Source organism: Bacillus changyiensis (genome assembly GCF_027706145.1).
Lineage (GTDB): Bacteria > Bacillota > Bacilli > Bacillales > Bacillaceae > Bacillus > Bacillus changyiensis.
Window position 1 is genome coordinate 936,034 of record NZ_JAQFWW010000001.1, and the last position, 21,103, is coordinate 957,136.

Annotated in this window: 24 protein-coding genes; 7 read left to right on the forward strand and 17 right to left on the reverse strand. The window is 38.0% G+C overall.

The genetic code is table 11. The features are described from left to right. Window positions 1-31 precede the first annotated feature (31 nt). A complete protein-coding gene (locus PDT38_RS04890; RefSeq protein ID WP_270799424.1) occupies window positions 32-1,336 on the reverse strand; it encodes an ATP-binding protein in 1,305 nt (434 codons plus the stop codon). A 335-nt stretch (window positions 1,337-1,671) separates the two neighbouring features. After that, entirely contained in the window at window positions 1,672-1,959 is a 288-nt protein-coding gene (locus tag PDT38_RS04895) for an AbrB/MazE/SpoVT family DNA-binding domain-containing protein (RefSeq protein WP_270799426.1), read from the reverse strand. 305 nt (window positions 1,960-2,264) lie between these two features. Between PDT38_RS04895 and mreBH the strand changes: the two genes are divergently transcribed. The 3 genes from mreBH to PDT38_RS04910 all read left to right on the forward strand — a co-directional run bounded on the left by mreBH (window position 2,265) and on the right by PDT38_RS04910 (window position 4,796). Continuing rightward, a complete protein-coding gene (mreBH, locus tag PDT38_RS04900; protein WP_270799428.1) occupies window positions 2,265-3,272 on the forward strand; it encodes a rod-share determining protein MreBH in 1,008 nt (335 codons plus the stop codon). A gap of 72 nt (window positions 3,273-3,344) precedes the next feature. Next, on the forward strand, window positions 3,345-3,476 hold the full coding sequence (locus PDT38_RS04905; protein WP_270799429.1) for a protein YkpC: 132 nt from the start codon (window positions 3,345-3,347) through the stop codon (window positions 3,474-3,476). A gap of 87 nt (window positions 3,477-3,563) precedes the next feature. After that, window positions 3,564-4,796 carry an aminopeptidase gene (locus tag PDT38_RS04910; RefSeq protein WP_270799430.1) on the forward strand — a complete coding sequence of 411 codons (1,233 nt, stop codon included), beginning with the start codon at window positions 3,564-3,566 and terminating at the stop codon, window positions 4,794-4,796. 83 nt (window positions 4,797-4,879) lie between these two features. Here PDT38_RS04910 and PDT38_RS04915 read toward each other — a convergent pair whose 3' ends face one another. Continuing rightward, a complete protein-coding gene (locus tag PDT38_RS04915; protein WP_270799432.1) occupies window positions 4,880-6,499 on the reverse strand; it encodes an ABC-F family ATP-binding cassette domain-containing protein in 1,620 nt (539 codons plus the stop codon). 148 nt (window positions 6,500-6,647) lie between these two features. Between PDT38_RS04915 and PDT38_RS04920 the strand changes: the two genes are divergently transcribed. Continuing rightward, on the forward strand, window positions 6,648-6,890 hold the full coding sequence (locus PDT38_RS04920) for a hypothetical protein (RefSeq protein WP_172294536.1): 243 nt from the start codon (window positions 6,648-6,650) through the stop codon (window positions 6,888-6,890). Window positions 6,891-6,902: 12 nt separating this feature from the next. Continuing rightward, window positions 6,903-7,175 carry a hypothetical protein gene (locus PDT38_RS04925; RefSeq protein ID WP_270799434.1) on the forward strand — a complete coding sequence of 91 codons (273 nt, stop codon included), beginning with the start codon at window positions 6,903-6,905 and terminating at the stop codon, window positions 7,173-7,175. Between the two features lie 37 nt (window positions 7,176-7,212). On the opposite strand, the gene lepB is transcribed toward PDT38_RS04925, so the two are convergent. The 4 genes from lepB to PDT38_RS04945 form a co-directional block, all read right to left on the reverse strand. Further along, window positions 7,213-7,764 (reverse strand): signal peptidase I, encoded by a 552-nt coding sequence (gene lepB / locus PDT38_RS04930; protein WP_270799436.1) that lies wholly within the window; start codon window positions 7,762-7,764, stop codon window positions 7,213-7,215. 135 nt (window positions 7,765-7,899) lie between these two features. Then, on the reverse strand, window positions 7,900-9,783 hold the full coding sequence (locus PDT38_RS04935; RefSeq protein WP_270799438.1) for a PTS fructose transporter subunit IIABC: 1,884 nt from the start codon (window positions 9,781-9,783) through the stop codon (window positions 7,900-7,902). Window positions 9,784-9,796: 13 nt separating this feature from the next. After that, window positions 9,797-10,708 carry a 1-phosphofructokinase gene (pfkB, locus tag PDT38_RS04940; RefSeq protein WP_270799440.1) on the reverse strand — a complete coding sequence of 304 codons (912 nt, stop codon included), beginning with the start codon at window positions 10,706-10,708 and terminating at the stop codon, window positions 9,797-9,799. Further along, on the reverse strand, window positions 10,705-11,460 hold the full coding sequence (locus PDT38_RS04945) for a DeoR/GlpR family DNA-binding transcription regulator (protein WP_270799441.1): 756 nt from the start codon (window positions 11,458-11,460) through the stop codon (window positions 10,705-10,707). Before PDT38_RS04945 ends, pfkB begins: the two co-directional genes overlap by 4 nt. 475 nt (window positions 11,461-11,935) lie before the next feature. Here PDT38_RS04945 and PDT38_RS04950 point away from each other — a divergent pair, with 475 nt between their 5' ends. Then, window positions 11,936-12,652, forward strand: a complete 717-nt coding sequence (locus PDT38_RS04950; protein WP_270799442.1) for a cytochrome c biogenesis CcdA family protein — start codon at window positions 11,936-11,938, stop codon at window positions 12,650-12,652. Window positions 12,653-12,762: 110 nt separating this feature from the next. Here the strand turns inward: PDT38_RS04950 and PDT38_RS04955 are convergent, their stop codons facing one another. From PDT38_RS04955 to PDT38_RS04965, 3 genes are all read right to left on the reverse strand, one after another. Continuing rightward, on the reverse strand, window positions 12,763-13,455 hold the full coding sequence (locus PDT38_RS04955) for a YIP1 family protein (protein ID WP_270799443.1): 693 nt from the start codon (window positions 13,453-13,455) through the stop codon (window positions 12,763-12,765). Between the two features lie 90 nt (window positions 13,456-13,545). Next, window positions 13,546-14,178: a YIP1 family protein gene (locus tag PDT38_RS04960; protein ID WP_270799444.1), complete on the reverse strand. Its 633-nt coding sequence runs from the start codon at window positions 14,176-14,178 to the stop codon at window positions 13,546-13,548. 240 nt (window positions 14,179-14,418) lie between these two features. Beyond that, window positions 14,419-15,066, reverse strand: a complete 648-nt coding sequence (locus tag PDT38_RS04965) for a Yip1 family protein (RefSeq protein WP_270799446.1) — start codon at window positions 15,064-15,066, stop codon at window positions 14,419-14,421. Window positions 15,067-15,430: 364 nt separating this feature from the next. Here PDT38_RS04965 and PDT38_RS04970 point away from each other — a divergent pair, with 364 nt between their 5' ends. Continuing rightward, a complete protein-coding gene (locus PDT38_RS04970) occupies window positions 15,431-15,811 on the forward strand; it encodes a Rok-like winged helix domain-containing protein (RefSeq protein ID WP_270799447.1) in 381 nt (126 codons plus the stop codon). Window positions 15,812-15,846: 35 nt separating this feature from the next. Here PDT38_RS04970 and moaD read toward each other — a convergent pair whose 3' ends face one another. The 7 genes from moaD to rok form a co-directional block, all read right to left on the reverse strand. Continuing rightward, a complete protein-coding gene (gene moaD / locus PDT38_RS04975; RefSeq protein ID WP_270799448.1) occupies window positions 15,847-16,080 on the reverse strand; it encodes a molybdopterin converting factor subunit 1 in 234 nt (77 codons plus the stop codon). Continuing rightward, on the reverse strand, window positions 16,073-16,570 hold the full coding sequence (locus tag PDT38_RS04980) for a molybdenum cofactor biosynthesis protein MoaE (RefSeq protein ID WP_270799449.1): 498 nt from the start codon (window positions 16,568-16,570) through the stop codon (window positions 16,073-16,075). Before PDT38_RS04980 ends, moaD begins: the two co-directional genes overlap by 8 nt. Continuing rightward, the gene (mobB, locus tag PDT38_RS04985; protein ID WP_270799450.1) at window positions 16,549-17,085 is read right to left on the reverse strand and encodes a molybdopterin-guanine dinucleotide biosynthesis protein B; all 537 of its coding nucleotides are present in this window, start codon (window positions 17,083-17,085) and stop codon (window positions 16,549-16,551) included. Before mobB ends, PDT38_RS04980 begins: the two co-directional genes overlap by 22 nt. Beyond that, window positions 17,052-18,344, reverse strand: a complete 1,293-nt coding sequence (locus tag PDT38_RS04990; RefSeq protein WP_270799451.1) for a molybdopterin molybdotransferase MoeA — start codon at window positions 18,342-18,344, stop codon at window positions 17,052-17,054. The genes mobB and PDT38_RS04990 overlap by 34 nt, the downstream gene beginning before the upstream one ends. Before the next feature lie 19 nt (window positions 18,345-18,363). Beyond that, window positions 18,364-19,374, reverse strand: coding sequence for a MoeB/ThiF family adenylyltransferase (locus PDT38_RS04995; RefSeq protein ID WP_270799452.1), 1,011 nt, complete (start codon window positions 19,372-19,374; stop codon window positions 18,364-18,366). A gap of 42 nt (window positions 19,375-19,416) precedes the next feature. Next, complete coding sequence (mobA, locus tag PDT38_RS05000; protein WP_270799453.1) at window positions 19,417-19,998, reverse strand: molybdenum cofactor guanylyltransferase; 582 nt, start codon at window positions 19,996-19,998, stop codon at window positions 19,417-19,419. Window positions 19,999-20,362: 364 nt separating this feature from the next. After that, entirely contained in the window at window positions 20,363-20,941 is a 579-nt protein-coding gene (gene rok, locus PDT38_RS05005; protein ID WP_270799455.1) for a transcriptional regulator Rok, read from the reverse strand. Window positions 20,942-21,103 lie beyond the last annotated feature (162 nt).

A 21,103-nucleotide genomic window follows, 5' to 3' on the forward strand; every position in this document is an offset into this window, starting at 1 on the left:
ATCACACGAAAAAATATTTTTCCTCTTTTTTTCATGATATCGTTTGAGGGCAACACTCTGTATTTCTAAGTGGTAGCAAAATATGAAATGTACTACCCTTGCCCAATTCACTGTCAATCTTCATTTCACCATGATGAGCGCCAATAATATTAAAACAAATAGTTAATCCCAGCCCTGTTCCTTCTTTCTTTGTTGAAAAGAAAGGCTTGCCAAGTTTTTTTAAATGATCCTGTGCTATTCCAGTTCCTTCATCCTTAAAACTTATTTTTGCATAGTTTCCTTCCTTTTTCGTAGAAATCGTGATTTTCCCGCCATCAGGCATCGCTTCAATCCCATTCTTAATTAAATTGATAAACACTTGCTTAATTTGGTTTTCATCACCATTCACTTGCAAATTCTCATCTGTATGAAACCATTTTTCAAGTTTGATATGGGAAAGAACGGCATTTGTTTCAAGCAAGGTGATGACCTGCTCAAGCACCGAATGAATGTTGACTTTTTTAAACTTTACCTGATGAGGTTTTGCTAAAACAAGCAGTTCACCTAACACAGAATCAATCCGTTTAATTTCAGAAAAAATAATATCAAAATAATCGCTTCTGTCAGGGTACTCTGATTTCATTAACTGTAAGAAACCATTAACACTTGTCAGTGGATTTCTGACCTCATGAGCAATTCCAGCAGCAAGTTGCCCTGCCATCGCAAGCTTTTGTGACTGCATAGCCAATCGCTGGTTTGATTTAAACAGTTCCATTTCAGTTTTCTTACGTTCTGTTACATCTGTCAGTGTCCCTAAACTCCCAATGAATTGACCATTTTTATAATATAACTTATAGTGAACTTCACCCCAAAATTTACTGCCACTTTTACGATGATACATCACTTCAATTCTACCTTCAGACTCTTTGTTTTCTAAATGAGAAACGAGATGATTTGTGACTCGCTCCTCCTGATCAAAATAGTCGTTATACATTGTTCCAAGACTTTCTTCAATACTATAGCCCGTCAAAGTGGTCCATGGTTGATTTAAAAAAGTAATGATTCCTTTTTTGTCTGTCTGGAACACAATTTCCTGAAGATTATCCATAATTCGTTTTGTTTCATCTGAGAGTTCTTTATATTTTTTCTCACTTTCCTTCAGCTTATGAACGAGCTGATTTGATTCATCAATATAAAGAGTTAGCCACCAGACACTGATCAATGTCACCATTGTAAACAGTACATCAACAGGCCAATTAATTTTATTACCTAGTATCCCATAAAATAAATAATTCCAAAACATGATAAAGGTCATTGCTAACAAGGTCGCAATGATCCGCCCTTGATATCTTTTCATTCCCCCACCTGCCACTCGTGTTTCTCAGTTAATTGTAACATTGTTTACGTCATCTTTTTAGAGGTTGTTTAAAGAGATCTTGTTTTCACAAAAAAATTTTTGATAATCATAGCTCACATTTGCATATAAATCACTCATGTAGATACATTCATCTTAGACCGGGTTGCTCATAATGTACGGAATATTCCTAAATTTTTATTGATTTTCTTCACGCAATTACAACTCTTCCGTGTTCTCATGTTGTCACATCTGGAGGAGTTTTTTATACCTAGATGAAAGCGTCTTGGATTCTATTCTATTAAAAAACCCTGCCCGATGAAAGGCAGGGGACATCATTATGCTTTCGTTTGGTTTAGTGTTGCTTGAATTTCCTCTAGCAACAATTTGGCACCTTCAGGACTCAGTGTTATTTTTCCATTCGTGTATTCGTGGTTTTCTGACGTAATTTCTCCTGTCATCAGACAAACTCCATGCGGTTTATACTTCTTCATTACAATTTTATCTTCATCGACAAAGAACTCAATACTGTCCTTGATCGCTATCCCTAGTGCTCTCCTTAGCTCAATCGGCATCACGATCCGACCGAGTTCATCTACTTTTCTTACAACTCCAATTGCTTTCAAAACTTTCGCCTTCTTCCTATATTTATATCTATTCTAAGATATTATTCTTAGCATAACGATAGACGTACAACTATTAAAAAAAGTTTCCCTGTTTAAGCTATTCTTTAACAAAAAATTCACGTCATAAAAAATAAAATGTTTTTTATGTTGTAAATATGAGTCTATCGTTTTACAAATTTTTTTCAAAACGTCACAAACCCCCAAAAATAGAGTTTTTTTTGAGATAATCTAAATGGAGTTCTTTTTCAGCATGAAAAAACATTTCGTTTTTCCAAAAAATTTAAAATAGAGATAGGGTGGAAATCATGTTTCAAACTACTGAAATCGGAATTGATTTAGGTACTGCAAACATATTAGTTTACAGTAAAAGCAAAGGTATCGTTTTTAATGAACCATCAGTTGTCGCCGTTGACAAGGCAACAAAAAACGTGTTGGCAGTAGGAACTGATGCGAAAAGCATGATTGGTAAGACGCCGAATAAAATTGCGGTGATAAGGCCAATGAAAGACGGCGTTATCGCTGATTATGAAATGACAACAGACCTCTTAAAACAGATTATGAAGAAAGCCAGTAAAAATATTGGACATACTTTTAGAAAACCGAGTGTTGTCGTCTGTACTCCATCAGGATCTACCGCCGTTGAAAGACGAGCGATCAGCGATGCTGTTAAAAACTGTGGAGCCAAACATGTTCATTTAATTGAAGAACCTTTAGCTGCTGCAATCGGAGCAGATCTACCCGTTGATGAACCAATTGCAAATGTTGTTGTAGATATTGGAGGAGGCACTACAGAAGTAGCGATTATTTCTTTCGGTGGTGTTGTATCCTGCCATTCCATTCGAATCGGCGGTGACCAACTTGATGAAGATATTATCATGTTTGTAAGAAAAAAATATAATTTATTAATTGGTGATCAAACCGCAGAAGAAATCAAGATGAATATAGGGTATGCTTTAATTAAACATGAAACGAAATCGATGGAAATCAGAGGTCGTGATCTTGTGACCGGTTTACCCAAAACGATTACACTGCAATCAATTGAAATCCAGGAAGCTATGCGCGAATCGCTTCTTCAGATGCTTGAAGCAATTAGAGCTACGCTTGAAGACTGTCCTCCAGAACTCAGCGGAGATATTGTTGACCGCGGTGTCATTTTGACAGGTGGAGGAGCACTTTTAAACGGTATACAAGAATGGCTCATGCAAGAAATCGTGGTTCCGGTACACATCGCTTCAAGTCCGTTAGAATCGGTTGTGATTGGTACAGGCCGTTCTCTTGAAGTCATTGATAAATTACGGAAAGTTGCTAAGTAATTTAAAATATACGTCTTTTTTAGACATTTCCTTCATATTGTGAAAAATGGAGGAATGATAAGGAGGAAAAACATGCTGAGAGATCTAGGGAGACGTGTGGCTATCACGATGATTTTGAGCAGTATTATTCTCGGGGGGATCAGTATATCACTGGCTAATATGCCGACCCCCCCTGCAGATCAAACCGGCAAAATCAATCGCTAAACAAGGCGGCAGCCAAAAGCTGCGTCTTTTTTTCTTTTCCAGCTAATATTTGATATGATGTTTAAGATACTGAAGGAGGTTTTGCAGATGAATACATTTACCAATCATTTAAACAAATATGCAGAGCTCGTCACAGAAGTCGGTGTAAATGTTCAAAAAGGACAACAAGTCGTGATCAATGTCTCAACAGAAGTTTGCGATTTTGCCCGTCTCCTTGTGAAAAACGCATATCAAAGAGGTGCAAAACATGTAACAGTCCGTTGGCAGGATGATGTTGTGACAAGGTTGAAATATGAACTTGCCCCTTCTGAAAGCTTTGAAGAGTATCCTGAATGGGAAGCGAAAGGGCTTGAAACACTTGCGAAGGAAGGCGCTGCCTTTATTTCTGTTGTCTCCTCAAGCCCTGATCTTTTGAAAGGAATTGATACAAAACGGATTGCTACACAGCAAAAAACAACTGGGAAAGCACTCTATACATACAAACAAGCTATTCAAACTGATAAAGTCAGCTGGACGGTTGTCGCTGCACCTTCACCTAGTTGGGCGAAAAAAGTTTTTCCGGAGTTAAGCGAAACAGAGGCAGTTAACAAACTTTGGGATGAAATTTTTAAAACAACCCGTGTAGATCAGAAAGACCCTGTTCAAGCATGGAAAGAACATGACCAAGCACTTTCTGAAAAAGTCCGTTTGTTAAACGAAAAACATTTTCAAACTCTTCACTATCAAGCAAAAGGAACTGATTTGACCATCGAGCTCCCAGAAAAACACCTGTGGGTTGGAGCCGGTAGCACCAATGATAAAGGTGTTCATTTCATGGCCAATATGCCGACAGAAGAAGTATTCACCGCTCCGAAAAAAGATGGAGTGAATGGAACGGTTTCAAGCACAAAACCATTGAGCTATGCCGGAAACATCATTGAAAACTTTACATTGACGTTTGAAAACGGAAGGATTACTGATGTAAAGGCTGAGCATGGTGAGAACATTTTAAAAGAATTGATTGAAACAGATGAGGGCTCACATTATTTAGGTGAAGTTGCCTTAGTAGCTCACAATTCACCAATTTCCCAATCCAATATTTTATTCTATAACACATTGTTTGATGAAAATGCTTCAAATCACCTCGCCATTGGAAGTTCATATGCCTTTAATATTGAAGGCGGGAAACAAATGACTCGTGAAGAACTTGCTCAAAGCGGTTTGAATCAAAGTATTACCCATGTTGATTTTATGATTGGTTCTGGAGAGATGGATATTGATGGAATAACGGCTGACGGAAAAAAAGAACCCATCTTCCGAAACGGTGAATGGGCTATTTAAAACCTTCAAAATTTAGATTACAAAAGCTAGTCGATTAAGCCGGTTTTTTCACGACTTTGTCGACTAGCTTTTATTACACTTGCTCAACCATATAATTCAGTCAATTTTTTTTGGACTGTCTGATCTTGTAAAAACTCATCATAACTCATTTGTTTATCAACGATACCGTTTGGCGTTATCTCAATGATCCGGTTGGCAATCGTATGAACAAACTGATGATCGTGAGAAGTAAATAGCATGGCTCCTTTAAAACTGATCAAGCCATTATTTAATGCTGTAATTGATTCAAGATCCAAATGGTTTGTCGGTTCATCCAACATTAAAACATTCGCTCCAGAAAGCATCATTTTCGAAAGCATACAGCGGACTTTTTCTCCTCCTGAAAGGACACTTGCTTTTTTCAACACTTCTTCTCCTGAAAACAACATTCGCCCTAAAAATCCGCGAAGAAAACTTTCACTTTGGTCATTTGGTGAAAACTGGCGAAGCCAATCAACAAGATTTAGCTCACTGTTCTCAAAAAATTCGCTGTTATCTTTCGGGAAAAATGCCTGAGAAGTTGTTACACCCCATTTAAATGTTCCACTGTCGGGCTCCATCTCCCCTGCCAAAATTTTAAAAAGCGTTGTCATTGCGAGTTCGTTCCGCCCTGTAAATGCGATTTTATCATCTTTATTCATCATAAAACTCACTGAATCAAGCACTTTTACACCATCAATTGTTTTCGAAAGATCCTGAACGACAAGCACATCATTACCAATCTCACGTTCTGGGGAAAAGTTGACATACGGATATTTTCGTGATGATGGCTTTATATCATCAATTGTGATTTTTTCAAGCAACTTTTTCCTTGAGGTTGCCTGTTTTGACTTTGAAGCATTTGCACTAAATCTGGCGACAAACTCTTGCAACTGTTTAACTTGCTCTTCTTTTTTCTTATTGGCTTCCTGTGCCATTTTTAGTGCAAGCTGGCTTGATTCATACCAGAAATCATAGTTTCCGACATAAATCTGAATTTTATTAAAATCTAAATCAGCAATATGCGTACACACTTTATTTAAAAAGTGACGATCATGCGAGACAACGATTACAGTATTCTCAAAGTTGATTAAAAACTCTTCAAGCCATTGAATCGCTTGAATATCTAAGTGGTTTGTCGGCTCATCCAAGAGAAGAACATCTGGTTTTCCAAACAGCGCTTGAGCAAGCAAAACTTTGACTTTTTCAGCTCCGCCTAAATCTGCCATTTTCTTTTCATGAAGATCTTCGGAAATTCCTAGCCCTTTCAGTAAAATCGCGGCTTCTCCTTCCGCTTCCCAACCGTTCAATTCCGCAAATTCTCCTTCAAGCTCAGCCGCACGAATACCGTCTTCATCTGAAAAATCAGCCTTCATGTAAATCGCGTCTTTTTCTTGCATCACTTCATATAGACGCTTATGTCCCATGATCACAACTTTTAATACTTCAAATTCTTCATACTCGAAATGGTTTTGCTTCAGGACGGCTAGACGTTCGCCAGGACTCATATGAACATCGCCTGTCTGAGGCTCAATTTCACCAGATAAAATTTTCAAGAACGTTGATTTACCTGCTCCATTTGCACCAATCAAACCGTAACAGTTTCCCGGTGTAAATTTAATGTTAACATCTTCAAATAGCTTCCGGTCCGCAAACCGCAAGCTAACATTACTTACAGCTATCATTATATATCCTCCATCATTATACTTCTTAAAGAAGTATAACACGAATATTCCGGAAGAGAAACGCCTTGCTTTGTCATTAATTAAAATCATTTTTTGTATTTTAATGATGACAATATGTTACAATTAATGAAGAATGGAGGGTGGGAAAATGAATTTAAAAGATGATCCAGATATTAGAAAATGGGTGAACAACAGACCGTGGCAGGCGTTCTTCATTTCATTTGCCATGGTGATATCAACAATGTCAATCGGTCTATTCAAAGGCTTTTATATGTGGACAATAGAATTCCTTATCTTTTCCTGTCTTTTAATTGGTTTCGGCCTTCTTGTAGGATGGCTCCAAAAGATATATTATAAAAAAGTAATGTTTGGAGAAAAAACGGACCATTAGACGGAGGAAAATATGAAGCTTATCACTTTGACAGAATACTGTATGTTTATTTTTTTTGCCGGGGTTTATGTTGCAGTGACCGGTTTTTCTGCTCGAGATCTTGGCCTTTATCTTGGTTTTGCGATGATTTACACATTTGTACATCTTGCGGCAAAGCAATTTCTGACAAAGCGGGGAAAAGAGGCCTCGGAAATCCGGATTTTGTACAGCGTTCTACTCATTACAGCATCAGTATTTATAACTGTGCTGTTTATCGTCGTACTGTACTCACTATCATCCCGATGATAAAATGCCTGTTTGTCCAAATGGACATCAGGCATTTTCAGTCTGTTTTACGAATTTCATTTAACGGAAAAAACACAAATTGTGATGTCCCAGCCACTCGATCTTTATCAATCATCCCCAGTCCGTTCCGACTATCCATTGATCTTTGACGATTATCACCCATAACAAAATACTTGCCTTCAGGCACTTTTACAGGTCCGAAATCATGTGTCAGTATACCGTCAACTTCTTTACGCTTCTCTGAAAGATATGGCTCGGCTACTTTTTTTCCGTTAATATAAAGTGTATCATTTTTCACTTGCACTGTTTCATGTGGTAGACCGATGAGACGTTTTACATAATGAACATTTTTTTCATCCCCATCGATAATCACGATATCCCCCCGGTTAAATTCACCAATGTATTTCACCGTTTTATAAACGAATAATCGTTCACCATCATGTAATGTCGGATCCATCGATGTCCCTTCCACTAAATACGGTTCAAATAAAAAGATACGGATCACAATGGCCAAGACAATGGCAATGATAATGGCTTTGACCCATTCAAACAGAGAACTCTTTTTTTTGGCGGACTTTTGCTCAGTCAATATTCTTCCTCCTAAAAAAGTCTGTCAAATCTAAACAATCGACTTTCTTATACTTTATCATATGTGATAGATGAATACATAATTTTGAAACTGCTCATAAAAAAGAAGTGCCGCACAAGCGACACTTCACACTGTTTATGCTTCTTTCGGAACCGGCTTTTTCAATATGCCCAGAATGAGAGCAGTGACAACAGATCCGATCAAAATACTGAGAATATATAAGAACGCGTGATTTGTTGTAAAGATAACAAACAATCCACCGTGCGGTGCAGGAAGTGTGACATTGAAAAGTTGAGACAAACCACCACCAACTGCTGAACCGATAATACATGCCGGAAGAACCCGAGCCGGATCAGCCGCCGCAAATGGAATCGCACCTTCGGTAATAAATGATGCGCCCATAAAGTAGCAAGTAATCCCTGCTTCACGATCACGTTTTGTGAATTTGTTTCTAAAGAATGTTGTTGCAAGTGCGATACCAAGCGGTGGAACCATACCACCTGCCATAATGGCCGCATGCGGTCCAAAGTTTCCAGCATCAATCATCGCAATCCCAAATGTAAAGGCTGCTTTGTTGATCGGACCACCCATATCAACTGCCATCATAGCGCCTAATATAATACCCATTAAAACAAGGTTTCCTGTGCCAAGTGCTTCAAGCCAATTTGTCATACCAGTCATAATCCTACTGACAGGAGGATTGACAACATAGTGCATAATTGCGCCCGTTAAGAAAATACCAAATAGCGGATAAATTAAGACCGGTTTTAATCCTTCAAGTGTTTGTGGAAGTCCAGCAAACATTTTTTTCAGAAGAATGATAATATAACCTGCTAAGAAGCCAGCGATTAATCCGCCTAAGAACCCAGCATTTCCTTGCGTCGCCATAAAGCCACCGACCATACCAGGTGCAAAGCCTGGACGATCTGCAATACTCATCGCAATAAATCCGGCTAAGACGGCAACAATTAATTTCATGGCATTACCGCCACCAATATCCATCAATGTAGCTGCAAATTCATTATAAGAAGGATGATTGGGATCCGCTGATTTAATTCCCCAGAAGAACGAAATCGCAATTAAAATTCCGCCACCGACAACAAATGGGAGCATGTTGCTGACACCGCTCATCAAATGTTTATAAAAGCCGCCGACGCCGCCTTTTGCAGCTCCATCATCATTGGCTGCTTTGCCGCCTGTGCCTTTATAGATTGGTGCATCCTGTTTTAACGCTTTCTCAATCAGTTCTTTCGGACGTCTAATTCCAGCTGTTACTGGGACTTCGATGACATGCTTTCCTGCGAAACGATCCATTTCTACTTGCTTGTCCGCCGCCACAATGATTGCCACAGCATCTTCAATGTCCTGTGCTGTTAGAGCGTTTTTAATTCCGCCTGAACCGTTTGTTTCCACTTTAATGTCCACACCGAGTTCTTTTGCCTTTTCTTTCAAAGCATCCGCTGCCATAAATGTGTGGGCAATTCCTGTTGGGCATGCCGTAACAGCAAGAATTTTTCCTTTTGCAGATGGCGTTCTAGACTCGTCAGCCTGCTCTTCTTCATCATCTTTATCATGTTGATTAATAATATCAATGATTTCTTCTTCTGTTCGTGCATTCAGGAGTTTTTTACGAATTTCTTCTCTCATTAATAAAGTTGACAGTCTTGATAATGCTTCAAGGTGGGTATTATTTGCTCCTTCAGTGGCAGCAATCATGAAAACTAAATGGCTTGGCTGTCCATCCAATGATTCATAATCAACACCTGCCGTTGAACGACCAAAAGCAATCGCTGGTTCTTTAACACTTGCTGTTTTCGCATGAGGAATCGCAATACCTTCACCGATTCCTGTTGAGCTTTGCTTTTCACGATTGATAACAGCTGCTTTATAGCCTGCTTTATCACTCAGTTTTCCAGCCTGATCCAAAACTGTTACAAGTTCATCAATAACATTTTCTTTCTGGCTGCTCTCAAGATTTAACTTGATTGTTTGCTTCGTTAGTAACTCTGTTATTTTCATAACCTTTCCTCCTTTAGATGGCTCTGATTTGAACTTCAGGAAGTAACTTTTGGACCAGTTCTTCTGTTCCTAATTCTTCCGAAAATGCTGTAGCACTACCTGATGCGACTCCTAAGCGAAATGCTTCTGTCATATCCAGCTGTTTTTGAATACCGGCAAGAAACCCGGCAACAACTGAATCGCCAGCTCCAACAGAATTAACAAGCTTTCCTTTCGGGGTATTTGCATAATAAACTTGATCTTTAGTAAATAGAAGAGCACCTTCACCAGCCATTGATACAATGGCGTTTTCCGCCCCTTGTTCAATCAATTTTTTTCCGTATGGGACCGCATCTTCTATAGAGTTGATCGTCGTCTCAAACATTTCACCAAGTTCATGGTGGTTCGGTTTCATTAACAGTGGATTCATTTCAGCTGCTTTCAAAAGTGCTTCACCTGAAATATCCACAACGACCCGGACATTTTGTTTTCTGCATGCTTCGGCAATTTTCTCATAGGTATCTTGTGGTAATGAAGCTGGAATACTTCCCGCCATCACGACAATATCCCCTTCTTTCAGCGTGGAAAATTGCGCTAGAAACACTGAGAAATCTTCTTCACTTATGGCAGGACCTTGGCCGTTAATCTCCGTTTCATCTCCGGTTTTCAACTTGATATTGATCCTAGTATCTCCCTTTACTTCATGAAAAGCTGTTTCAAGCTTCTCTTCTTCGAGAAAGGATTTAATATAGTCCCCGGTAAAACCGCCAACAAAACCAAGAACTTTTGAAGGGACATCATGCCTGTTTAATACCCTTGAGACATTAATACCCTTGCCACCGGGATATTTCGTATCATAAGCTGAACGATTTAACCCGCCTAATGAAAATGATTCGACATGGACAATATAGTCGACCGATGGATTGAGTGTTACAGTATAAATCATGATTTCACTACCTTTACGACAGTTTTTTCTTGATAGTTATCAAATGAATGTTTGCCAGATCCTGCTGTAATGATAGCTGCGTCGTCTAAACTTGCAAAGGCAGAAAAAGAAATCTCTCCAAACTTTGAAGCATCAGCTAAAATAAAAGCTTGTTTCGCTTGCTGAATCGCTTTCGTTTTCAATAGCGCTTCATCAGGGTCAGGAGTGGTGTAGCCCGCTTCCTTATGAACCCCATTGACACCGAGAAAACTTTTATCAAACCGATATTGGCTAATGGACGTTAAAGCAGAACCGCCAAGAATTGCTCCTGTTTTTTGCTTGACATAGCCACCTAATAAATAAAATTTGATTCCTTTTTTCATGAGTGGCTCAATATGCATAATTCCATTCGTGACGACGATAATATCCTTCTCTTGATCTATAAAATCGATCATTTGTAATGTCGTCGTTCCAGCATCAAGGTAAATGCAATCACCTTCTTCAAGCAATGTAGCAGCTTCTTGGGCAATTTTTTTCTTTTCATGAAGGTTTTTGGATGATTTCTCAAGCATATCTGGCTCTTTCCGAATATCGGAAATCTTAGATGCTCCTCCATGAACACGCTTTAAGTATCCACGAGCTTCAAGCGTTGACAAATCCCTTCTGATCGTTGATTCAGAGGCATTTGTCAAATTCATTAAATATTGAATTTTCACGACATCATCCTGCTCTATCTTATCAATGATGAGCTGATGTCGTTCAGGAGTAAGCACATAATCACCCCTTTTTGGAAACGCATTCATTTTGCTTACAATGTCATTGTAAACGCTATTTCGACAAAAATCAACAAAAATCTTTCAAATTCATTCAATAACCATCAAAATCTTTCACATTTTATCATCTTAACTTGATGTGTTCTATTTGTAAACTAGATAAGCAATGACAATTCGCAAAAATATGTGACATTACGATTATTCTCTAATTCGTTTTTAATCATTCTCTAAAAAGTAATTTGGTAAAATTATGTAATTGTAAATATTTGTGCTTTCTGAAAGTTTAGTACATGAACAGTTTGGGGAACTACTCTATGATTAAAACAAAGGAAAGACCGACTAAATCGATTTTGACGAACCGCTTATCATTTCTGATTAAGACAATCCCCTAATATTGTGGTAGACAATCCATTATATGTAATGGTAACGTTGTGTATAGAAGTGGCGAAATAACTTTAGAAAAGGAGTCAATATGATGGAACAAGTCACTTGGTGGTTAGCTTTTGGCGGCGGTTTGCTATCATTTGTTTCTCCATGTTGCTTACCTCTTTATCCTTCATTTATTTCTTATATAACAGGGATATCTGTTAACGATTTGAAGAATCATAAGTCAACCAGTATCACAAGATCTGTTTGCATTCATGCATTATCCTTTTTAGTAGGATTCTCCTTCATTTTTTATGTGTTGGGGTTCTCGACGAGTTCAATCGGCAGAATTTTTGCCGAGAATCAAACTTTAATCCGAATGCTTGGGGGAATTTTTGTTACAATCATGGGATTGTTTTTATTAGGGATTTTCCAACCAAAATTCATGCTTCAAGAACACCGCTTTGCTTTTAGAAGGGGGAAAATTGGAATACTTAATTCAATGTTAATCGGAATCATCTTTGCTGCCGGGTGGACGCCTTGTATCGGACCCATCTTTGGAGCAATTATATCGACTAATATTGCATCCCCTGCTAACACACCCACTCATACATTTATTAATGTGACAGCCTATTCTTTAGGTTTTGGAATTCCATTTTTATTCATGTCATTTTTCATTGGAAAAATAAAGATTTTTCTAAAGTACTCCAATCTTTTCATGAAAATTGGTGGCGGTATTCTTGTTATTGTTGGCGTGCTTTTGTACACCAATAAAATGGTGTGGATCAATATATGGTATTCTAATCTTACTGGTTTTTTATCGTGATCACCGTAAAAAAAGATGGCAAAATTACGCCATCTTTTTCCTAGTAGAAAGCAATGTGCTTCTAACACAACTGAATCATTTTGGTTTTCTTAGACTGAAAATATGGTATTTTAAAGAGTATAAAACGGTTTTAAGAGCGAGTTGATCGATTCAAAGATATCTAAAATAGCCATCAATAGCTGGACCACCAAAAATGCAATGGCCAATATGGTCAACAAAAATACAAGTAAAATCAAAAATAACACTGCAATACCAACCCATGAAGATGTTTTTGAAACTCCGGCTGTTTTTTGCAAACCGATCGCTAATAAAATGAGCGTCCAGATTAAAAAGATATCAAATATCCCTAAAAATCCCGTTAAATAGTTATTGGCTGGAACGAATCCTGTAAGAGATATGTACGAAAACCAATCCGGTGATGTATTTGAAAAATATTTGATGACTGCAACTATGAGATCCTTCATTGCTGTTAAAAAGTATATATGAATAAATAAAGAAAACATACAGGTGAAATTAGTTTTACCCCGTCCCAATTTAGCGATCATCCATAATATGAAAGTAATCAGCACAAATAGCATAATAGAGTTAACAGTACTATGTATAAAATAACTTCCAAAAGATCGCTCTTCATTAAAAAGCTTTGGATCATTTAATCTGTTAAGATAATCAGCCAGAGAAGATAATACCATCACGATGATGAGTGGCAACCAAACCGTTGGTCTTTCCCTGATTCTCTCAAACTGCCTGACAGGATTTGTGATGATGCCTAATAACGATGGTTTTTTTATTGACTCTCCATTCACTTGACAGTTCCTCTCCTATCTTGTTCCATTCTTCGAATTCAGACTGTTCGCTGATACTATATGTTTAACCTACATCTTTCATATGCGATTCTAGATCATTAAAATAAACATACCTAATAAATAGCCACATAGTAATAACAAAGCAAACAAAACAGCCACACCAATCCATGAGACGCGCTTTGAAACCCCAGCTATTTTCTGCAATCCAAAAGCAATTAATATGAACGTCCAGATATAAAAAATATCAATCATTCCTAAAACACTTTGAATAGGCTGAGCAACTGAAATGTAACCATTAAGTGATGTTAATGTACGCACTTCCAGCGAACCTGTTAAATAAAAAATGATACTTAAAATGAACTTTGCTATCACAACTACAAAACTTGCATAAATAGACAAAGAAAACATTGCGGAAAAGTTCGTTTTCCCATTACCTATTTTAGCAATCAACCACAGTAATAAAGCCCAAATCACAAAGAAAATGACAGAGTAAAAAATAGTGCGGAAAAACAAAATCATATATCTGTATGCTTCTACATCAACATTTAAAAGCTCAATCATTTTAGAATTTTCAAGATGAATCGACAATGACAATAATACGAGTACAATCATAAACGGCAACCAAATCGTCGGTCTTTCTTTAATTCTTTCAAACTGCTTCATTGGATTTGTGATGATACCAAACAATGATGGCTTCTTTAGGTTTTCTATCGACTGATTCACTTTTCATTCCTCCAAAAATATCTTTACAACCTTTATAATCGTATCATAAAGGCTAGTAACTAAACTTTAAAACCAGCTTAATTTTCATTAAAAAAGACCGCTAAAAGGCGGTCTTAAGTAATAGGATCTCTCACTTATATACTCTGAAAAACCCAGTATATTTATTGTTTCACTAATTCTTTCTCTATAGAAGCTGTTTTGTTCAAAATCTCCTTTATTCCCTTCTCCTTTACGCACCACTTACAAAAATAAGATTGAAAGGATGAACAAGACAACCGTACTGATCCATGCAGACTTTTTAGACATTCCAGCGACTTTTTCAAAACCGATCGGCAATAAGAAAAAGCTCAAAATTGAAAACAGTTCAATTGCACTTAAAATACCGGTAATTGGGGGTTTAGACGGTATAAGACTAGCTAGTGTTGTAACATTACTTGCTATATATTGACCTGAAAAATAGATATATATTCCCCTACTAAGGGTAGCAAAACTTGCCACAATGCTAACAAACAATGACATAGAAAACATTTTTGTAAATGTAGTCGTACCACCTGATATTTTGACACAGAGCCAATATATTAATGAAGCAGCCAAAATCAATAAGATGCAACCAATAATACTTCCTACGATTTGAAGTATAAAGAGACCTCGCTCAGCATCAGGATTTCCTATGTACTCTTTTGGTAATTGCATTGTTTTCATGAGTTTCTCATAATCAATCTTCAAGCTCGCTAATGTAATTCCGACTAGATTAATAACAATGACAATGAGGAGGGGCAGCCATATACTTGGCTTTTTACTCATTCGTTCAAAATGCACACCCGGTTTTAAAAACAACCCCAAAACAGAGGGTTTTTTGTCTAAACCTTTTTCTAACTTCGTTTCCATCGTAAAAAAACCTCCAACCTATTTACCTCATCATTTATGTGTAACTGACAAACTATAAGTTTTATTATACTTTAAATCTCGGTTGCATGCTTCCTGTTTTTTCAGAATCACTCACTTGTTTTCTTCACTTTCACAAACTTGGTTCTCGTTCACTGTTCTTTATTAAATGATCATCAATCAAATCCTATTCCTTCCACTTATATGTAAGGCGTGAAATACTTTCATTTTTACATGTCACAACACCTATCTGGCATCTCAATTGCAAAAACTTCGAAAATCTTATAGGGAATTTTTTGATGTTTGAAGTAAAATCATGTAAAATAATAGAAAATGTTATCAAATTAGAGTGACGGAGTTGATTTCAATGTCGAATCGAGAGGCTTTAAAAAAACAGCTTCTCCGCTTAGCTGAATTGGAACAAAAAGTCTGGAAGGATTATCGAAAGGAAAGGGAAGCCATTTATGCAAGATTAGAAGAGTTAGATCGAAATATCCAAAAACATAGACGTTCCAATAAAGAGTACTATGCAGCACATTGCGTTGAAATTATTAAACAACAAAAAGGAAAAATCGTAACAACAAAAGAACTTAAAAAGAAATTAAAGGAGCGTACCCAATTTAATGTTCACCGTATTAGTGAGCTCTATGATCTGATCCAAAAAATAGAACCGAATATTTCCAAAGAACGGCGCGGGTGTTTTCTTTATCTTGAAAATCATCTGAGAAACAATAGCAATCGGTATTAGCTTCATGCTAATACCGATTGCCAAACATTCTTTTATCATCCACCACTAACTGGCGGAATAAATGCAACGGTGTCACCCGACTTTATTTCACGATTTCCCCTCCGATATTCCTCATTAACTGCAACCATTGCCCGTTCTATCCCTTGAAGATGATATGTTTCTTTTAAGTATAAAGTGATATCGTCTGTTGTCGTTTTTTCTTCATCAAAACAAATGCTCTGTGTACCAGCTTGTTCTGCAAGACCGGCAAATAAAAGAATGTTAATCAAATTCGTCACCTCTTTTTCTGTCAGGAGAAACAGTTGTCACGCTCGGTTTCCCTTCAGGATAGGCAGTTGTTTGGAGCTGATCTCCAATCCAGGACTCACCATCTTCCCAATACTCTTTTTTCCAAATCGGAACAATTTGTTTGATTCTTTCAATTGCGTACTCATTCGCTTCATAGGCCGCTTTTCGGTGAGGAGAGGAAACAGCGATGACAACGGCCGCTTCAGAAATATTAAGCCTCCCGATCCGATGGGTGATTGCCAGTTTTGTCCCCGGCCATTTTGTATTGATCTCATCGCCTATTTTCTTCAACATGTTGACTGCCATTGGAACATAGGCTTCATATTCTAGATAAAGTGTCTTCTTATGATTTGTCCATTCTCTCACTGTCCCAATGAATGTTGTAATGGCCCCAGCCTCTCTGCACTCAACTTTTTTGACGACATCTTCGATCACAATCGGTTTCTTGGTTATGTTAAATCGTTCCGGCAAGCGCCTTCCTCCTTTAAATAGTTAAATATAAATGAGATCGCACTTGGATCTTTGATATGAAAAACAGGAAAAGCTAATCGCGAAAGTTGCGGCTTTTGATCTCGATATATCACAGCAATAATACCTTCTAATTGTTGGAGCAAATGCTTGTCCTTTTCATCTCTGACCATTACGATTTTTTGATAGGCTGCTTGTTTAAATCCTTCGATTAACAGGCAGTCAATTGATAATAGCTCATAGATGGGTATGAGTTGTTCAAGCAGCAGATTTCCGCGTGCTGTTAGCTGAAAAACGCCACCACCTTCAACACCGGATATCACTGAACCAGCCTCTAAATATCGGTTCGTATCCTTCCCTTTTGTTGCAGAGGCAGGCTCACCTCCATGGCCATGATGTTTAAGACAACCGACTTTCATGTTCTGATGTGCAAGCCTTTTGATCAGCAATTCCATGAACGTTGTTTTACCACTGTTTTGATAGCCTACGATCTGCAGGATTGGAAAATCTCCGGACACATTTGTTCACATCCGTTCTCATCTCTGTATAAAAGAACATTGACATGTTCTCCCGCTTGATAGCCCCTCGTGCCACCTGGCAAAATGATAAGTCCATTTGCAATCGCAAGTGAAGTCACAACACCCGATTTATCCAAACCTACAGGTATAGCGTGAAAAAAGCCATCTTTCACTGAAACGTGTGCACGGACAAAACGGGTAAAGGGGTTCGCTTTAGGAAAACTCTTCATTAGAATAGCCTTTGCCGTTAAAGTATATGGTTTTTGATCACGCAGCCATAGACGAATCAACAGCTTCACAAATAATTCAAACCCTACAAAACAAGCAGATGGGTTTCCTGACAGTCCAAATAGCAACTTTCCGTTTAATTGAGCAACCGTTGTAACACTTCCAGGACGCATGCCTACTTTATTAAAAAGAACTTTTGCACCGAGTTTTTCATATATGTCTGGCAAAAAATCAAAATCTCCAACAGAGACACCACCGGTTGTAATTAGAAAATCTACTTGTTTAAGTGCTTTTTCAATCGCTGTAAAACTTTCCTTCAATTGATCGGAAATTTTCCCTAGATAGATAGGTCTACCGCCTGCTTCTTCAACTTGCGCAATCACCATGTTAGCATTACTGTTACGAATTTTGCCAGGAACAAGGGGATCGCTAACATTTAATAGTTCTGTACCAGTGGCAATAATACCAATAACCGGTTTTTTTACAACAGGGACTGTCGCATACCCAAATGTAGCAAGTAAGGCGATGACCCCTGGCGTAATTCTCGTTCCTTTTGTTAAAAGAACCGAGCCTTTTTCCGCATCCTCTCCCTTTTTTGAGATGTTTTCTCCAGACTGTACTGAACGTTTCAGTACCATATAGTTTTTTTCATTTTCTGTATATGTTTTGACAAGCTCCAACATGATAACAGCATCTGCCCCGGCAGGAATTTGTGCTCCCGTCATGATACGAACTGCCTGAAAAGGACCAAGCCGTTTATGAGAAACAGCCCCAGCTCCGATATGATCAATGACTTCAAATTGAAGCGGATGATCTCTGGTGGCGTCTACTGTGTCAGAAGCTCTAATGGCAAATCCGTCATATGGTGATCGGTCGAAAGCAGGGACATGATGATCAGCCTTGACATCCTTAGCTAAATATCTGTGCAGACTGCCTTCCAATTGGACCCATTCTGTTTCCCCTTGTTTCTGATATTGAACAACCGATTCAACAGCTTCAAAAACGGATATTGGCGTTCTTTTTTCAATCATTCCACGAAACCTCCTCATGCTACATACCGATCATTCTAGCTAACACTGAATTTGCTTCCTTAATATCATTCGTACCATGAACAAGTGCTCTTCCATCTTGAAAAATAACGATTCGAAACGTTTCATATACGACATGAACAAGATAATCATTTGCATCTACTTTGCCAATTCCGGTTAGTTTTTGAATAAACTCCTGTTTAGATAGACGTTTTAATCCTTCATTGCGTATCTGAACAGTGTCTCTTCCACAGAGGACCTCCGCTTTCTTTTGATGTGAGTTTTGAAGACTTGGATACAGCTTTTGTCCGCAAGAAGAACACTTTTCGTTCCGGGTTACTTTCATCTTAAAGTGGGTGTTTGTCCATAAATCAAATGTGACAAACGAAGTTTGGAGTGCTTCGTTTTGATTGGTTAAAAGTTTTAGTATTTCAGTCTGCTGAAAAGCCGACACCATTTGTACAGCAGGGGAAATGATGCCAGAAGTATCACATGTCTCCCCACCAATCGGAATTTCTGCAAACAGACATCGTAGACAAGGTGTTTCCCCTGGAACAATGGTCATATACATTCCTTGGCTACTAACACATGCGCCATATACCCATGGAGTGTTCAATTTTTGTGACAGATCATTGATCATCATACGGGTTTCAAAATTGTCCGTGGCATCAACAACGGCATCAGCTTCTTCTATTAATGACAGCAATATCTCGGCATTGCCTTCAGCAACATATGTATGCAGTGTAACATCCCGATTTATTTTTGAAAGATGATTTTTAATTGCTATTGCTTTCGGCAAGCGGTTTTCTGCGTCTTTTTCCGTATAAAGCTGCTGCCTTTGTAAATTGCTCCATTCCACATAATCTCGATCTATAATAGATAAAACACCAACACCGGCACGAGTCAATCCTTCGGCAGCAGCTGTGCCGAGTGCTCCGGCTCCGACAATCAAAACATGACTTTTTCGAATGAGATCCTGTCCAACTTCTCCAATGTTTTGAAATCTGGTTTGTCTTGAATACCGTTCACGCATCCAATAGCAACTCCTCTCCTTCTTTTTTACTTTTCTTCGTCCCTAAAATCCCTCTTTAATTATCTCTAGATCTGATTTTTCATTCATGTTGAAAAACTCACTAGCCTTCGCTCCTATCGTCTCAGCGTGAATATATGTCACACGAATGCGGGAAAGGAAATTGCTTAATTTTAGTTCATTTTGACAAAGCTGCTCATATAAAACAGGCTTGACTCTTTTATGATAAACAGCAACAAGCGGTTGCACCTGTCCATTGGCAACGATCACAACAGCATCTGTTTCTAGAGACATTGATTTCTTTAAGGTAGTCATTGTGTTTTGACGAATAAGTGGCGTATCACAGGCCAATACGACATAACAATCTCCATCCTGGTGTTCCATAGCCGTATATATTCCAGCCAAGGGCCCTTTTCCTTTAAATGGGTCAATATCTTCGATTACTGATATTTCTCCATTATTTTTGAAACGATCTAACAGCTCGGAATGGCTTAAAATCACCACTTTACCTCCCATAGCCTGTTTACACCACTGATAAAAAGGTTTATTTTCCCACAAGGCAAAAGCCTTTGGTTCTCCAAAACGGCGGGATAATCCGCCAGCTAATAAAACATGAACGGGTTTCACATTCTCACCCTTTCGCAAAAGCAATCTACATATTGTAGTTGTAACATATTTTCGAGAATAGCGGATGTGAAAAAAATCCGCTTCCATACCATTTTAAACTTTGGACAAGAATTTTTAAATAAATGGAATCACGACAGAAAGAATCTTCTATTATGACTGAAAATAAAAAAAACTGTCTCCTCCAAAACTAAAATATAGAGGAAAGACAGCCGATATAAGCAATAAGCGGAATTGGTTCCCAGATGACGGTACAGCATTTATGTATTTTACAAAAAACTGCTTGAGTCGTGTACCTCAAGCAGTTTCTAAGTACTCAGTTGAAAAAAATGGGTGTTAACGATTACATGTATTATGGAAATAAATCTTAGAATTGTTGATCAGATTCTGTAGAGATGTCTCCCTCTAATATATATTGACCGCGATATGGTTTTTTAACTTCGGGATACATTTTAATTAAACTTTGCATAAAAGTTGTCATATTCGGGATCTCAAGTCCGCTTTCTTTTTCTATTTCTTTCTGAAGTTCAGAACTTTTAATTGCTGCATTATGACGTTTTAACGTTTTAATCGCCGCTTCACGTAATTTTGCAGCCTTTGAACCCGGACGTGCAGTACCCCTTCTACGCCGAGTAGCACCTTCTGGAATTCCAGCAGGTAGTGTAGAAATTGGCTTTTGTGGATTCTGTAAATGTTGAGATGATTGTGGGACTTTTTGGTAACTTTTCATTTCCTGTGCAGCCAGTTCAGCTAAAACTGGGAGTTGTTCACTTTTTCGTTCTGGACGGTAATCTTTCCTTGTATCATTGAAGCTGGCTGGTCGATCTAATTCACGCAACTTTGCATATATATTGTCACGCTCAATTTGATACTCCCTAATGACTTTTACCTCAGCTTCATTTAGCTGTTCCAAACGTAAACGCAATGCCTCTCTCTCATTAAACATACTGCTTTACCCCTCCTATCAAAATCAATAAACCTTCTAATAAAAATATTAGATTATCAAACTAATTTTATCAACTATTTTTTCATTTTTCTACTGTTATTTCCCATTAAGAAAATAGAACTAAATTTTGTGAAAGACTGAATCTTACAGGGGTTCCTAAAG

Bases quoted from the DNA above. Each gene is read 5' to 3' on its own strand.
- PDT38_RS04965 (WP_270799446.1), bottom strand. From the start codon at position 15,066: ATGGAAACGAAGTTAGAAAAAGGTTTAGACAAAAAACCCTCTGTTTTG.
- PDT38_RS04995 (WP_270799452.1), bottom strand. From the start codon at position 19,374: ATGCGTGAACGGTATTCAAGACAAACCAGATTTCAAAACATTGGAGAA.
- PDT38_RS04920 (WP_172294536.1), top strand. From the start codon at position 6,648: ATGAATTTAAAAGATGATCCAGATATTAGAAAATGGGTGAACAACAGA.
- PDT38_RS04990 (WP_270799451.1), bottom strand. From the start codon at position 18,344: ATGATTGAAAAAAGAACGCCAATATCCGTTTTTGAAGCTGTTGAATCG.
- PDT38_RS04910 (WP_270799430.1), top strand. From the start codon at position 3,564: ATGAATACATTTACCAATCATTTAAACAAATATGCAGAGCTCGTCACA.
- PDT38_RS04890 (WP_270799424.1), bottom strand. From the start codon at position 1,336: ATGAAAAGATATCAAGGGCGGATCATTGCGACCTTGTTAGCAATGACC.
- PDT38_RS04935 (WP_270799438.1), bottom strand. From the start codon at position 9,783: ATGAAAATAACAGAGTTACTAACGAAGCAAACAATCAAGTTAAATCTT.
- PDT38_RS04970 (WP_270799447.1), top strand. From the start codon at position 15,431: ATGTCGAATCGAGAGGCTTTAAAAAAACAGCTTCTCCGCTTAGCTGAA.
- PDT38_RS04915 (WP_270799432.1), bottom strand. From the start codon at position 6,499: ATGATAGCTGTAAGTAATGTTAGCTTGCGGTTTGCGGACCGGAAGCTA.
- mreBH (WP_270799428.1), top strand. From the start codon at position 2,265: ATGTTTCAAACTACTGAAATCGGAATTGATTTAGGTACTGCAAACATA.
- pfkB (WP_270799440.1), bottom strand. From the start codon at position 10,708: ATGATTTATACTGTAACACTCAATCCATCGGTCGACTATATTGTCCAT.
- rok (WP_270799455.1), bottom strand. From the start codon at position 20,941: ATGTTTAATGAGAGAGAGGCATTGCGTTTACGTTTGGAACAGCTAAAT.
- PDT38_RS04925 (WP_270799434.1), top strand. From the start codon at position 6,903: ATGAAGCTTATCACTTTGACAGAATACTGTATGTTTATTTTTTTTGCC.
- PDT38_RS04905 (WP_270799429.1), top strand. From the start codon at position 3,345: ATGCTGAGAGATCTAGGGAGACGTGTGGCTATCACGATGATTTTGAGC.
- PDT38_RS04950 (WP_270799442.1), top strand. From the start codon at position 11,936: ATGGAACAAGTCACTTGGTGGTTAGCTTTTGGCGGCGGTTTGCTATCA.